The sequence below is a fragment of the Streptomyces sp. NPDC058469 genome, from assembly GCF_042721125.1.
GTDB lineage: Bacteria > Actinomycetota > Actinomycetes > Streptomycetales > Streptomycetaceae > Streptomyces.
On the sequence record NZ_JBHXME010000201.1, the window covers coordinates 1 to 13,704 of the forward strand.

Annotated in this window: 13 protein-coding genes; 8 read left to right on the top strand and 5 right to left on the bottom strand. The window is 69.3% G+C overall.

Annotated elements, in window-relative coordinates; all coding sequences use genetic code 11:
• The first annotated feature begins 500 nt into the window (after positions 1–500).
• The 4 genes from ACFWP5_RS46420 to ACFWP5_RS46435 all read left to right on the top strand — a co-directional run bounded on the left by ACFWP5_RS46420 (position 501) and on the right by ACFWP5_RS46435 (position 5,504).
• Positions 501–1,277, top strand: coding sequence for an isoprenyl transferase (locus ACFWP5_RS46420; protein WP_384171420.1), 777 nt, complete (start codon positions 501–503; stop codon positions 1,275–1,277).
• 319 nt (positions 1,278–1,596) lie between these two features.
• On the top strand, positions 1,597–2,922 hold the full coding sequence (locus ACFWP5_RS46425) for a PhoH family protein (RefSeq protein ID WP_384171423.1): 1,326 nt from the start codon (positions 1,597–1,599) through the stop codon (positions 2,920–2,922).
• A 410-nt stretch (positions 2,923–3,332) separates the two neighbouring features.
• Positions 3,333–4,049, top strand: a complete 717-nt coding sequence (locus ACFWP5_RS46430) for a lytic transglycosylase domain-containing protein (protein WP_384171426.1) — start codon at positions 3,333–3,335, stop codon at positions 4,047–4,049.
• Positions 4,050–4,187: 138 nt separating this feature from the next.
• Positions 4,188–5,504 (top strand): AI-2E family transporter, encoded by a 1,317-nt coding sequence (locus ACFWP5_RS46435; protein WP_384171429.1) that lies wholly within the window; start codon positions 4,188–4,190, stop codon positions 5,502–5,504.
• A 172-nt stretch (positions 5,505–5,676) separates the two neighbouring features.
• Here ACFWP5_RS46435 and ACFWP5_RS46440 read toward each other — a convergent pair whose 3' ends face one another.
• The gene (locus ACFWP5_RS46440; RefSeq protein ID WP_384171432.1) at positions 5,677–6,210 is read right to left on the bottom strand and encodes an alkyl hydroperoxide reductase; all 534 of its coding nucleotides are present in this window, start codon (positions 6,208–6,210) and stop codon (positions 5,677–5,679) included.
• A 6-nt stretch (positions 6,211–6,216) separates the two neighbouring features.
• Positions 6,217–6,771, bottom strand: a complete 555-nt coding sequence (locus ACFWP5_RS46445; RefSeq protein ID WP_384171435.1) for a peroxiredoxin — start codon at positions 6,769–6,771, stop codon at positions 6,217–6,219.
• A 135-nt stretch (positions 6,772–6,906) separates the two neighbouring features.
• Here ACFWP5_RS46445 and ACFWP5_RS46450 point away from each other — a divergent pair, with 135 nt between their 5' ends.
• The 4 genes from ACFWP5_RS46450 to ACFWP5_RS46465 all read left to right on the top strand — a co-directional run bounded on the left by ACFWP5_RS46450 (position 6,907) and on the right by ACFWP5_RS46465 (position 9,948).
• Positions 6,907–7,938: a LysR substrate-binding domain-containing protein gene (locus tag ACFWP5_RS46450; RefSeq protein WP_384171438.1), complete on the top strand. Its 1,032-nt coding sequence runs from the start codon at positions 6,907–6,909 to the stop codon at positions 7,936–7,938.
• 177 nt (positions 7,939–8,115) lie between these two features.
• Positions 8,116–9,024, top strand: coding sequence for a MarR family transcriptional regulator (locus tag ACFWP5_RS46455; protein ID WP_384171441.1), 909 nt, complete (start codon positions 8,116–8,118; stop codon positions 9,022–9,024).
• A 131-nt stretch (positions 9,025–9,155) separates the two neighbouring features.
• On the top strand, positions 9,156–9,515 hold the full coding sequence (locus ACFWP5_RS46460; protein WP_384171457.1) for a roadblock/LC7 domain-containing protein: 360 nt from the start codon (positions 9,156–9,158) through the stop codon (positions 9,513–9,515).
• A 4-nt stretch (positions 9,516–9,519) separates the two neighbouring features.
• Positions 9,520–9,948: a hypothetical protein gene (locus ACFWP5_RS46465; protein ID WP_026150674.1), complete on the top strand. Its 429-nt coding sequence runs from the start codon at positions 9,520–9,522 to the stop codon at positions 9,946–9,948.
• A gap of 28 nt (positions 9,949–9,976) precedes the next feature.
• On the opposite strand, the gene ACFWP5_RS46470 is transcribed toward ACFWP5_RS46465, so the two are convergent.
• Genes ACFWP5_RS46470 through ACFWP5_RS46480 form a run of 3 tightly spaced genes read right to left on the bottom strand, consistent with a single transcriptional unit; the run spans position 9,977 to position 13,520 of the window.
• Positions 9,977–12,310 (bottom strand): FtsX-like permease family protein, encoded by a 2,334-nt coding sequence (locus ACFWP5_RS46470; RefSeq protein WP_384171445.1) that lies wholly within the window; start codon positions 12,308–12,310, stop codon positions 9,977–9,979.
• Positions 12,307–12,999 (bottom strand): ABC transporter ATP-binding protein, encoded by a 693-nt coding sequence (locus tag ACFWP5_RS46475; protein WP_384171448.1) that lies wholly within the window; start codon positions 12,997–12,999, stop codon positions 12,307–12,309. Before ACFWP5_RS46475 ends, ACFWP5_RS46470 begins: the two co-directional genes overlap by 4 nt.
• On the bottom strand, positions 12,996–13,520 hold the full coding sequence (locus ACFWP5_RS46480) for a PadR family transcriptional regulator (RefSeq protein WP_033286588.1): 525 nt from the start codon (positions 13,518–13,520) through the stop codon (positions 12,996–12,998). The genes ACFWP5_RS46475 and ACFWP5_RS46480 overlap by 4 nt, the downstream gene beginning before the upstream one ends.
• Positions 13,521–13,704: the final 184 nt, after the last annotated feature.

Sequence of the window (13,704 nt, forward strand, 5' to 3'; positions counted from 1 at the left end):
GCGCGGCGCCCTGCCCCGTCAAGCGGACGTTCGCTGACGGCGTCACCCCTGAGAGCGACACGCCGGGAGTCGGCGGAAAACCTCCACGTTCTCCTTGGAATCCGCTGTGAATCGGCCATGATCAGGACCGGAATCGGGGCTTCCGTACCCCCTGGCGCGTCGTCGGCCGGTTTCGGAGAGTAGTTGTGGCACGCCGATGCACGCAGCATCACTTACGAAGGGTTATGGTGGAAACCCCCCCTCGGGCCGGTCCGTATCCCCCCCACGGACCGGCCCGATTTTTTGTGCCGCACGGCGACGGCCCCCGCGCCCGCCGAAGACGAGCCCGGGACGAGCCCGAGAGTGAACCCCCGGACGACCTCAAGGACGAACCGCGTCCCACTCGGGTCCGACCTTCGTGCCGAACCGGGATGAGCCCAGACACCCCTTGGGGAATCGGCGTCACAGCGGGGGTAGGCTTCGCAGCCGGGGACTGCCATCCACGGAGGGGCTGACAACACGTGAACCTGCGCGACACCCTGCGCCGCCTGCTGGTCAGGTTCTACGCACGCAGGGTGGGAGGCCATCTCGACCACGCGTCGGTGCCCAAGCACATCGGCGTCATCATGGACGGCAACCGGCGCTGGGCGAAGGCGGCGGGCTCCACCACCGTCCAGGGGCACCAGGCAGGCGGCGACAAGATCGAGGAGTTCCTCGGCTGGTGCAGCGAGACGGACGTCGAGGTCGTCACCCTGTGGCTGCTGTCGACGGACAACTTCGACCGCCCCCAGGAAGAACTCGGCCCGCTGCTCGGCATCATCGAGAACGTCGTCAGCTCCCTCGCCGCGGACGGCCGCTGGCGCGTGCACCACGTCGGCACCCTCGACCTGCTGCCGTCGGGGATGCAATCCGTCCTCAAGGAGGCGGAGGAGTCCACCGCGCACGTCGTCGACGGGATACTCGTCAACGTCGCCATCGGCTACGGCGGCCGCCAGGAGATCGCCGACGCGGTCCGCTCGATGATCCTGGACGCCGCCGACAAGGGCACCTCCATGGAGGAGCTCGCCGAGCACGTGGACGTCGACCTCATCGGCAAGCACCTCTACACGGGTGCCCAGCCGGACCCCGACCTGGTGATCCGGACCAGCGGCGAGCAGCGGCTGTCCGGGTTCATGCTGTGGCAGACGGCCCACGCCGAGTACTACTTCTGTGAAGTCTTCTGGCCGGCCTTCCGCAAGGTCGACTTCCTGCGCGCGATGCGTGACTACGCGGCGCGTCACCGCCGCTACGGAGGATGACCGGCGCTCGCGCGAACGGCGCCGAACCACCCCGTCAGGCACGGACGTAACAAGGAGTTCACCGGGGCGCCGTCATATGCCGTGGCATGGCGGCGCATGTTCGAGGGCATAAGCCAAGCAGGTCGACGCCCGAACCACGGGTGTCGTATCTCAGCGGACGGCACGGGGCCGTCCGCCCGGGAGGCCCTTTGCACCAGTTCGACCGTGCGGTCAGTACGGGCGAGGCGGAGGGCCGGTTCTCGGCCCGCGCAATGCGGCCTGGACCGGTCCAGCTCCTCTCCGTCGCTCCCCGACCTCTTCCGAGGGGGTACGTCCTTCCGTGGTGACCAGCACAAAGCGCCGTTTGCCTGACCGGCGCACTTATGTCATCGACACCAGCGTTCTGCTGGCCGACCCGAACGCGCTGAACCGCTTCGAGGAGCACGAAGTCGTGCTGCCGATCGTCGTGGTCACAGAGCTGGAGGCCAAGCGGCACCATCCCGAACTCGGCTACTTCGCCCGGCAGGCCCTGCGCCTGCTGGACGAGTTCCGCGTCCGGCACGGCCGCCTCGACGCCCCCATCCCGATCGGGGAACTCGGCGGCACCGTCAGGGTCGAGCTCAACCACTCGGACCCCAGCGTGCTGCCCAGCGGCTATCGCCTGGGGGACAACGACTCCCGCATCCTCGCGGTCGCCCGCAACCTGCAGGCCGAGGGGTACGACGTCACCGTCGTGTCGAAGGACCTTCCGCTCAGGATCAAGGCATCCTCCGTCGGACTCCTCGCCGAGGAGTACCGCGCGGAGCTCGCCATCACGGGCTCCTCCGGCTGGACCGGAATGTCCGAACTGACCCTGCCGGGCGAACAGGTGGACATCCTCTTCGAGGAGGGCCACATCTACGTCCCGGAAGCCGCCGACTTCCCCGTCCACACCGGCCTCACGATCCAGTCCGAGCGCGGCAAGGCGCTCGGCCGGGTCACGGCCGACGGCAACGTCCGTCTCGTACGCGGCGACCGGGAGGCGTTCGGCATCAAGGGCCGCAGCGCGGAGCAGCGCATCGCGCTGGATCTGCTGCTCGACCCGGACATCGGGATCCTGTCCATGGGAGGCCGGGCCGGTACCGGCAAGTCCGCGCTCGCGCTCTGCGCGGGCCTGGAGGCGGTCCTGGAGCGCCGCCAGCACAAGAAGGTGATGGTCTTCCGGCCGCTGTACGCGGTGGGCGGACAGGAGTTGGGCTACCTGCCCGGCTCCGAGGCCGACAAGATGGGCCCCTGGGCCCAGGCGGTCTTCGACACGCTGTCCGCGGTCACCAGCCGCGAGGTCATCGAGGAGGTCACCGCCCGCGGGATGCTGGAGGTCCTGCCGCTCACCCACATCCGCGGCCGCTCACTGCACGACGCGTTCGTGATCGTGGACGAGGCACAGTCCCTGGAGCGGAACGTCCTGCTGACCGTCCTGTCCCGGATCGGCGCCAACTCGCGGGTGGTCCTCACCCACGACGTGGCCCAGCGGGACAACCTCAGGGTCGGCCGCTACGACGGTGTCGTCGCCGTGGTGGAGAAGCTGAAGGGCCACCCGCTCTTCGCGCATGTGACCCTCACGAGGTCCGAGAGGTCCCAGATCGCGGCGCTTGTGACCGAAATGCTGGAGGACGGCCAAATCTGAGGTAGTACAGGCCAGTTGGCGCCGCTCCGTAAAGCCGATGAGCTTAGCGGGGCGGCGCTTCGGCGTCTTGCTGTTTCTCCAAATCCCGTGGGGCAAACGGGATGTGAGCTTTCACACGCAACTCAGAATTGCCACCCGGCGTCCGGTTACGGCAGAGTCTCATTCCTGTCAGGCCCCGCATACGACACACGTGTACCCCTGGGGGTACCCCCGCACTTTAAGCAGTGGGGGAGGTACGCACCACACGAGCATCACAGCCAACTCCACAGCGAAGTCGTATGCCGCCCGCTCTCCACGCGGCGCTCCCCTCGCGGGAGTTGCCCACCGGGCCCGTGCCTCCCGTGACCCCGCAGTTGGGAGGCCAGCGTTCAGGGGCACGATTGCGTCCGCCAGGGTCACCGAAGCGGACGATGCTGGAAGGAAACCGTGTGAGCCGGATTTCGGTCCGGGGATTCGCAGTGGCCTCGGCCACCGCGGTCACCGCCGTCGGAAGCGTCGTAGGCGTTGCCTCGGGCAGCGTCGCACAGGCGCAGAACAATGACGCCGAGACGACGGCAGCCGACACCACGCTCCTGGCGGACATCCCCACGGGCCAGCAGGCCCAGGTACAGACCGCCTCCTTGACGCAGCAGGCCGACGCCCAGGCGATCCAGGCCGACGCCAGCGCCAAGAAGGACGCGGAGGAGTCGGCTCGCCTGGCCGCCGCCAAGACCGCCGTCGCCAAGAAGGCGGCTGCCGAGAAGGCGGAGAAGGCAGCCAAGGAGAAGGCTGCGGCGAAGGCCGCGGCCGCCAAGGCCAGCAGCTCCTCGTCGAGCTTCCCCGTGCAGGGCTCCTACACGGTCGCGCAGATCCAGTCGATGGCCGCCTCCATGGTGCCCAGCGGCCAGTTCCAGTGCTTCAGCAACATCGTGGACCACGAGTCCAGCTGGAACTACCGCGCGGTCAACGCCTCTTCCGGCGCCTACGGCCTCTTCCAGGCCCTGCCCGGTTCCAAGATGTCGTCCGTCGGTTCCGACTGGCAGACGAACCCGGCCACGCAGATCAAGTGGGGCCTCAACTACATGGACAGCCGCTACGGCAGCCCGTGCGAGGCCTGGTCCTTCTGGCAGGCGAACAGCTGGTACTGAGTCGTACGCCCGTCCCGGGCCGCTCAACCTCACGAGGCCCCTCCCCGTCATAGGGGGAGGGGCCTTCGCCCTGTACGGTCGGACACGCAGCGACTCCAGGGGGGAGTGGTGGGGCAAGACGGGGGAAGAGGACGCATCATGTCGCGAGTACCAGGATGGCTCGGCAAGGTCGGCGCCGGACTGAGCGAGATGGGGGAGCGGCTGGACGAGCGCCGCGCCGAGGTGGCGAAGGAACACACCGAGGCCGCGCCCGAACCGCCCGTCGAGCACCCCGAGCCCCCGGAACCCGTGCCGGTCACCATCGCCCGCGACCGCCCCGACCCCGCGCTCGCCGTACCCTGGGGCGTGCGCGTCGCCGCCGAGGCGGGCTGGCGGCTGCTGATCCTGGCCGGCACGGTCTGGGTCCTGATGCGCGTCATCAGCGCGGTCCAACTGGTCGTCCTGGCCTTCGTGGCGGCCCTCCTCATCACGGCCCTGCTCCAGCCGACGGTCGCCCGCCTCATCCGCTACGGCTTCCCGCGCGGCGTCGCCACCGCCCTCACCGCGATCCTCGGCTTCGTCGTGATGGGACTGATCGGCTGGTTCGTGACCTGGCAGGTCATGGCGAACATCGACAACCTCTCCAACCAGGTCCAGAACGGCGTCGACGACCTGCGCAACTGGCTGCTCAAGGGCCCGTTCCACGTCACCGAGAAGCAGATCAACCAGATCGCGAAGAACCTCCGCGAGGCCATCGGCGCGAACACCGACCAGATCACCTCGGCCGGCCTGGAGGGCGTCCAGGTCATCGTCGAGGCCCTGACCGGCATCCTGCTGACGGTCTTCTCGACCCTCTTCCTTCTCTACGACGGCCCGCGGATCTGGCAGTGGTCGCTGAAGCTGGTGCCCGCGGCGGCGCGGCCGGCGATGGCGGGCGCGGGTCCTCGCGCGTGGCGCACCCTCACGGCCTACGTCCGGGGCACGGTGATAGTCGCCCTCATCGACGCCGTGTGCATCGGCGTCGGCATCTACTTCCTCGGCGTGCCGATGGCCGTGCCGTTGGCCGTGTTCATCTTCCTGTTCTCGTTCATCCCGCTGGTCGGCGCGGTGGCCTCCGGCGCGCTGGCGGTGGTCGTCGCGCTGGTCACCCAGGGCGTGTTCACCGCCCTGCTGACCCTGGCCGTGGTCCTCGCGGTCCAGCAGATCGAGGGCCACATCCTCCAGCCCTTCATCCTGGGCCGCGCGGTCCGGGTCCACCCCCTCGCGGTGGTCCTCTCGGTCGCCGCGGGTGGGATGGTCGCCGGGATCGGCGGGGCGGTGGTGGCGGTGCCGCTGGTGGCGGTTTTGAACTCGGTGGTGGGCTACCTGAAGTCGTACTCCCAGGAACCGGCACCGATCCAGTCCCCGAAGCCGCGGGGGGCTACGGCGGTGTCGTCGACGCCGGAGGACGCCCCACGGCCGAACCCGGAACCGTAACTGGGGGCTCCGCCCCCAGACCCCCGAACCTTTGCCCACCCACCACCCGTTTACTGCCCGTTGAAAGGTGAACCTCTCAACCAACGGTGAACCTCTCAACCAACGGTAAACGGGTGGGTGGGAAACGGGGGTCTGGGGGCGAAGCCCCCAGCAGACGGACGGACAGCCGAAGTCACTCAGTCAGAACCGCTTCCGCCTCCAACGTAACCCCCACCGCCTGAACCACAGACGCGATCTTGAACGCCTCCTGGATCACCTCGCGCTCAACCCCCGCCTTGCGCAGCACCTGCTCATGCGAGTCGAGACACATCCCGCACCCGTTGATGGCCGACACGGCGAACGACCACAGCTCGAAGTCGACCTTGTCGACCCCGGGGTTGCCGATGACGTTCATCCGCAGCCCCGCGCGCAGGGTGCCGTACTCATGGTCGGACAGGAGATGACGTGTCCGGTAGAAGACGTTGTTCATCGCCATGATCGCGGCGGCGGACTTGGCCGCGCTGTACGCCTCCGGCGACAGGTTGGCCTTCGCCTCGGGCGCCAACTCCCGCAGTACGAGGGGGGAACGCGAGGCGATCGCCGTGGCGAGGACCGTGCCCCACAGCTGCTGGGCCGGCAGGTCGGAGTTGCCGATGACCGAACCCAGGTTGAGCTTCAGGTCCTTGGCGTAGTCCGGTATGGCGGACTTCAGGGCGTCCAGTGACATCTCAGGTCACTCCCCGGCCAGCAGCGCGCCCGCGTCCAGCGTCTCGTCGCCCTTGCTCCAGTTGCACGGGCAGAGCTCGTCCGTCTGGAGCGCGTCGAGGACCCGGAGGACCTCCTTCGGGTTACGGCCGACCGAGCCCGCGGTCACCATGGAGAACTGGATCTCGTTGTTCTGGTCCACGATGAACACCGCGCGCTTGGCGAAGCCGTCCTCGCCCTCGATGCCGAGGTCGCGCATCAGCTCGTGCCTGGAGTCGGCCAGCATCGGGAACGGCAGGTCGCGCAGATCGTCGTGGTCCTTGCGCCAGGCGTGGTGGACGAACTCGGAGTCGCCGGAGAAGCCGAGCACCTGGGCGTCACGGTCGGCGAACTCGTCGTTCAGCTTGCCGAAGGCGGCGATCTCGGTGGGGCACACGAAGGTGAAGTCCTTGGGCCACGCGAAGACGATCTTCCACTTGCCCTCGTAGGTCTTGTGGTCGACCTGCTGGAACTCCTTGCCCTTCTCCAGCGAGACACAGGCGGTCAGATCGAACGACGGGAACTTGTCACCGACAGTGAGCACACGCACTCCTTGCAGCGGAGAAGCACCCAAGCGGAATGGGTGCTTCTCGCGGGTTGGTCGGCCCCGATCCTGGCACAACGTGCATTGATTGTGGAAATAGCTACACTGGGTCGTGTTGATCGGAGGCGGTTATCAGTGACCGTTAGTAATACGAGTAAGAGGCGCCAGCCCAGCCTGGCCCAGCTGCGCGCCTTCTCCGCGGTCGCCGAGCACCTCCACTTCCGGGACGCCGCCGCCGCGATCGGCATGAGCCAGCCCGCCCTGTCCGGTGCCGTCGCCGCGCTGGAGGAGACCCTCGGCGTCACGCTCCTGGAGCGCACCACCCGCAAGGTGCTCCTCTCGCCCGCCGGCGAGCGGCTCGCCGTACGGGCGAAGGCGGTGCTGGACGAGGTCGTGGCGCTGCTGGAGGAGGCGGAGGCGGTGCGGGCGCCGTTCACCGGGGCGCTGCGCCTCGGGGTCATCCCGACCGTCGCGCCGTATCTGCTGCCGACCGTGCTGCGGCTGGTGCACGACAAGTACCCGGACCTCGATCTCCAGGTGCACGAGGAGCAGACCGCGAACCTGCTCGACGGGCTGACCACCGGACGGCTCGACCTGCTGCTGCTCGCCGTGCCGCTGGGGGTGCCCGGAGTGGTCGAACTCCCGCTGTTCGACGAGGACTTCGTGCTCGTCACCCCGCTCGACCATCCCCTCGGCGGCCGGTCCGGCATCCCGCGCGAGGCGCTGCGCGAGCTGAACCTGCTGCTGCTCGACGAGGGGCACTGCCTGCGCGACCAGGCGCTCGACATCTGCCGGGAGGCCGGGCGGGGATTGAAGGGGGCGGGGCGCAGCCCCTCGGTTGAGGGTGGTGGTGGGCGACGGGGGGGCGTCCCGGTCACCACGACCGCGGCCGGGCTGTCCACGCTGGTGCAGCTGGTCGCCGGCGGGCTCGGGGTCACGCTCCTGCCGCGAACCGCCGTGCGCGTCGAGACGACCCGCAGCGACCAGCTCCTCACCGGATACTTCACCGAGCCCGCCCCGACCCGCCGGATCGCCCTCGCGATGCGCACCGGCGCGGCCCGTCGCGCCGAGTACCAGGAGCTGGCCGCCGCCCTCCGCGAGGCGCTACGGCCGTTGCCCGTAAGGGTGTTGGGCGGCGGGGACCGACCCGCCCCGAGCGGCCACTGACCCGCCCCCGTTCGGTCAAATGAGCGCCGAACAAAGGACGTCGAACGGCGGGAGTTCTCAACTTCCGTCACCCGCAGGCAGGTAGGAAGAACCCGTCCGGAATATGCGCTCGGACTGATACACCTTCACCCCTCAGCGCTACACGTCAGTTACGTGTACGAAAAGCCTAGGGGAGTGATGTCGGGCATTCGGGATTCCCTCGGCCGGGTCGGTCACGACCTGCTCGCGCGGGCTCTCGCGACCTGTGGGCGCGAGGAGTTCACCGGGGGACTGCGGGTGTCCGGCAGACCCGGCGGCACCTTCCATCTGCGCGGCGGACTCGTCGTCGCCGTGGAGAGCCCCGGCGCCCCCGGCCCCGAGGCGCTGCTGCTGCGCTCCGGCCGGATCGGCGGCGAGCAATGGGCCGATCTGGTACGGGAGTCGGGCGGCACGCGCTGGCCGCTGGACGGGTTGGTCGCCCACGGGTACGCGGGCGCCGCCCAGTTGCGGATCGTCTGTGTGCTGGCCCTCCACGACGCGGTCTTCGCGGTCGTCGCCGGAGACGTCGACGACTGCGAACTCGCCCCGGACGCCCAGCCGTTCGCCCCGGTCGCCCTCGGCGAGGCCCCGGCCCGGCTGCTCCAGGACGCGGCCCGGAAACTCGCCGCGATCACCGCGCTGCCGTACCCCGTACGCCCCGACCGGGAACGCCCGCGGCCCCCGGCGCACGCCCTCGACGAGGCCGGACTCGGGCTGCTGCAACGGGAGTTGCTCGCCCAGGTCGACGGCCGCCGTACCGCCCGCGATCTCGCGTTCCGCACCGGGCGCGGGGTCTACCCGGTCACCGCCGAGGTCGCGCGGATGCTCGCCGAGGGGCTTCTGGAGTGCGCGGACACCTCCGTGCCGATCCCGGTGCGTGCGCCGATCGAGGGGCCCGTCGTACGCCGTCGTGAACAACCGGCGCTCCCGGCACCGCAGTTCACCGCGTCCGCCGAACTGCCCCGGCGCAACCCGGGCGCCAGCGGCATCACTGAGACTCTCGTCCCCGAAAAGAGCGGGGCGGGTTGGAAAGGGTTCTTCCGCCTGCGGAACGGAACCTCGAAATGAACACGATGAACACGATGAACAAGACGAAAACGAAGAACGCGAAGAACGCGAAGAACGCGTGAAAAAGGCGACCAAATTCAATCAGGCATAGGGGAGTTGAGTACGTGGATCACAAAGCCCTGGCACTGGAAATGCGCGAACTGCGGGAAAAGGTGACCGGTGTCACCGACACCGCGCTCACGGCGGCCGACGGACTGCTCATCGCGGCCGACACCGCCGACTCGATCGACCCGGAGGCCCTCGCCGCCCTCGCGGCGGCCGGCCTGGGCCTGGCCCGGCGCACCGCCGAGGCCACCGGGCGCGGCACGCTGCGCCAGACGGTGACGTACGGCAGTCACGGCTGCGCCGCGACCTACGCCGTCGGCGACACCGCGCTGATGGTGGTGCTCGGCGACGAGGGGATGGACGTCGACCGGCTGCACCTCGCGGCCCGGCCGACGCTCGACCGCATCGAGTCGATCCTCACTGAGAAGGCATCAGAGGGAGTGTGAAGGGATGGCGACGAAACGTATGACCCCAGGATTCTCCGACCAGGTGATGGGCCTGGTCAAAACCCTCCGCACCGATGCCCCCGACTGTGTGGCCTCGGGTGTGGTCGACATGTCCACCGGCATGCTGCTGTCGTACGAGACCATCGACAACCACCCGCCAGAGGTCCTCGACCTGCTGGCGGGTGCGACCCTCGACCTGTTCCAGGGCCGGACGGTCGCGATGATCGAGGACGTCTTCAAGGAACGTCGCGGGATCACCAGTGACCACCACTACTTCCAGGAGATCCTCGTCAACAGCGAGAACCTCACCCATCTGTTCGTCCGGATGACCGAGCAACAGGACGTCGTCGCCGTGGTCGTCTGCCGCAAGTCGGTGAACGTGGGCATGCTCTTCGCCCAAGTCCGGCGCGTGGTGCGGGAGTACGGCCTCTGACGAAGGCCGACGGACGGCTGCGGGCGGACTACTCCGTGCGCAGCCCGTCCGGCCGCATCATCCGCAGCAGCGGCGGCAGGCTCAGCAGGGTCACCACCAGGACGACCCCCGCGCCGAGGCCGGCCATCGCCAGCACACTGGCCCAGTCGATGCGCACCGCCGTGGCGCTCATCTTCAGCAGCACCGCGCCCAGCGTCAGCCCCACCACCGTGGCCAGGACCAGGCCGAGCCCGATCGGGATCGCCGTCTGCCACAGCACCGACAGGCTCAGCGTGCGCCGCCGGGTGCCGAAGGCGACCAGCGCCGACAGCAGCTTCTTGCGCTCACGCAACTGCTCCAGCTGCGACACCAGCAGACTCGCCCCGATGAGGAGCAGCACACAGGTGGCACCGACGAACAGCCCGGTGCGGATCGAACGGAACTGCGGCGACTGCTCGTTGGCCGCCAGGGTGAACACGTCCGCCAGCGGGTCCATCCTCGCGGCGCTGTTCCGTACGTAGTCGGTCGCGTCCGGCACCGACGGGTCGAGCGTGACGAACACCTTCTGGCTCAGGCCCTTCACCGCGTTCGCGGGCAGCGCCCCCGAGGTGATCAGCAGCCCGTCGCGTGCGTAGCCGGTCGGATCCTCGCGGTGGGTCGCCGTCTTCAGCCCGGCCGGTACCTTCCAGGCACCCGGAGTGGTCGGCGACCCGTCGAACGTCGGGTCGAAGTACACCGTGTTGCCGGCCTTGGCCACCTGCTTCGTCTGGGCGTCGTAGTCCCCGCCGGAGATCCGGAAGATGTCACCGTTGCGGCAGGCAGCCAGATGGGCCACCTCACGCAGTTCCGCGCAGCTGCCGACGGCCACTTCCAGCTCGCCGTCGGGGTTCTTCGCCCGGTCGCCGATCGAGGTCAGCGAGATGGCCGACGTACCGCGCACACCCTTGGTCCGCGCGATCTGCCGGCCGGCCTCGGCCAGCGGGGTGCCGCTGCCGACGGAGACCTCCATCTGGGCCCGGTTCACATCGTTGCCGGTCGCCTTGGTGTAGTCGCCCTGGACTCCGGAGAACAGCATCTGCAGGGCGATCGCCCCGGCCACCGCGACCGCGATGCCGTTGACCATCCGGGCGGCCGTACCACTGCTCAACTGGAGCCTGCGGACGGCGAGTTGCCAGGACACCGAGCCGGAGTTCAGCCGGGCCACGGTGGCCTCGACGACCCACGGCAGCAGCGCGGTGACGCCGACGAGCAGCAGGACCGTGCCGCCGATCACCAGCCACTGGTTGAAGTTGCCGTTGGTGTTGCCCTTGCCGGTCATCGGGTAGAGCATCGCGAGGCCGGCCACCGGCAGCAGCAGCCGCCACCACAGCCGGCGCCGCGGCGGCTTCGCCTTGCGGACCACGCCGAGCGGCTCGATGACGACCCCGCGCAGCGCCAGCAGCGTCACCAGCACGGCCGCGGCCGGCACGGCGACGACGACGAGCAGGGCGAGCGCGGGCGACGGGTTGAGGTCACTGGGGTACAGGCTGATGTCCCGCACGTCCAGGAGGGACGCCAACTGCCGCCCGACCAGGAAGAACCCGGTGCCGAAGACGAGCCCGAGGAGCGCCCCCGCGAGCGCCTCGCCGCCCGCGATCCGGCGCGCCATCCGTCCGTCCGCACCGACCAGACGCAGGGCCGCGAGCCGCTGGTCCCGGCGTTCGCCGCCGAAGCGCACGGCGGCCGCGATGAACACAGCGACCGGCAGCAGCAGCACGATGAAGACGATCAGGATCAGCAGGAGCAGCACCGGGTCCAGCTTGTCCGGCCGGCTGCCCGGTGAGGGGCCGTAGTAGTTGATGCGCTCGACGCTGCCGCCGACCTGACGGTGTTCCAGTCCCTTCCCGCCCGCGTAGTAGGCGAGTTCGGCGGGCCCGATGAGCCCTTGGTGCGCGATCGTGCCGGTGATCCGGTAGGGCAGCCGCTCGCGCAGCAGCTTCCCGGAGTCCGACTTCAGCAGCTTGTCCAGCGCGGGGGAGACGACCATCGTGCCCACCGCGGGGAACTTCGCGACCCCCGGCGGCAACGGCGCCTTGGCGCCCTCGGGCTCCAGCAGCCGGCCGCGTACGTCCTTGGTACGGAACGTGGTGGCCGTGTCGGCGACGACGACGGTGTTGTCCGCCTTCGGCAGCACCTTCCCGCTGTACGTGAAGTCCTGCCGGGCGTCGCCGCGCGCGCTCCGCTCGGACAGTGCGTTCGGCAGCGCCGTGGTGAGCAGCAGCAGCGCCACCCCGAGCCCGACTCCTACGGCCGTCAGCAGGGCACGTACCCAGCCCTCACGCCCGCCGCCGAAGGCGAACCGCACCCCCATGGCCAGATCGGCCGTCCACTGACGCACGTTCATACGACGCGCTCCATGTCCCTGGACTTGCCGTCCCGTACGACGATCTCGCGGTCCGAGTACGCGGCCACCCGCGCCTCGTGCGTGACCAGCACGACGGCCGCGTTGGTGGACCGGGCCGCCTCGGTGAGCAGCTCCATCACGCGCTCGCCGTTGAGCGAGTCGAGCGCGCCGGTCGGCTCGTCGGCGAACAGCACCCGCGGGCTGGTGACCAGCGAGCGGGCGACGGCGACGCGCTGCCCCTGTCCGCCGGAGACCTCACCGGGCCGCTTCTTGGCGAGGTCGTCGACCTCCAGCCGCCGCATCCAGTCGATCGCGGAACGCTCGGCCTCCTTGCGGTGCGTGCCGTTCAGCCGCAGCGGCAGGGCGACGTTCTCGACGCAGGTCAGCTCGGGCACCAACTGGCCGAACTGGAACACGAACCCGAACTCCGAGCGGCGCAGCGCACTGCGCTGGGCGTCGCTCATGGTCGCCATCTCCTGCCCGTTGTACATGATCGAGCCCGAGTCGGGCGGCACGATCCCGGCGAGACAGTGCAGCAGCGTCGACTTGCCCGACCCGGAGGGCCCCATCACGGCGACGACCTCGCCGGGGTGGATGGAGAACTCCGCGCCGTCGAGCGCGGTCGTCGGCCCGTAGGCCTTGCGCAGCTCATGGGCTGCGAGCAGGGAACCAGCGGGATGTGTCGTCACTTGGCCACCACCTCGGCGAGTTTGTCGAGGCGCGCGGCGGTGAGCTCCAGCCACCGCAGGTCGGCCTCCAGATGGAAGAGGGCGTGGTCGCAGATCAGCTGGTCCGCGAGGTCGCCCTTGCGCTTGCGGTCGGTCAGGATCCGCATGCTGCGCAGATGCTCGGAGCGCTGCACGTCGAGGATCTCGGCCGCGTTCCGGTGGGTGAGCAGCGCGAGGACGACCTTGGTGTAGAGGGCCGACTGCAGATACGGCTCGGGCTTCTCCGGCGTCGCGAGCCACTTCTGTACGTCGGTGATCCCGGCGTCGGTGATCGCGTACCGCTTGCGCTCGGGGCCGCCGCCCGCCTCGATCCCGTCGACCTCGACGAGGCCGTTCTTCAGCAGTCGGGACATCGTCGAATAGACCTGGCCGTAGTGCAGCGGCCGGTCGTGACCGAACTTCTCGTCGAAGGCGCGCTTCAGGTCGTAACCGTGACGCGGGCCGGACTCCAGGAGCCCCAGGAGGGTGTGACCGATGGACATGCGGAGCACTCTACACACGGGGTATACCTAGTGTGTATACGCGCTGTGTGTAGATCATGGCGGGGGGTATTGCCGCGCAGGTGGGAGTCGGTTGTCACGGTTCTGCCACATGCCGGTCGGCATCATCCAGCCCGTCCGGCGGGTGTGGTCGAGGGCCTTGAGGCGGACGGGGGTCTGGGGGCGG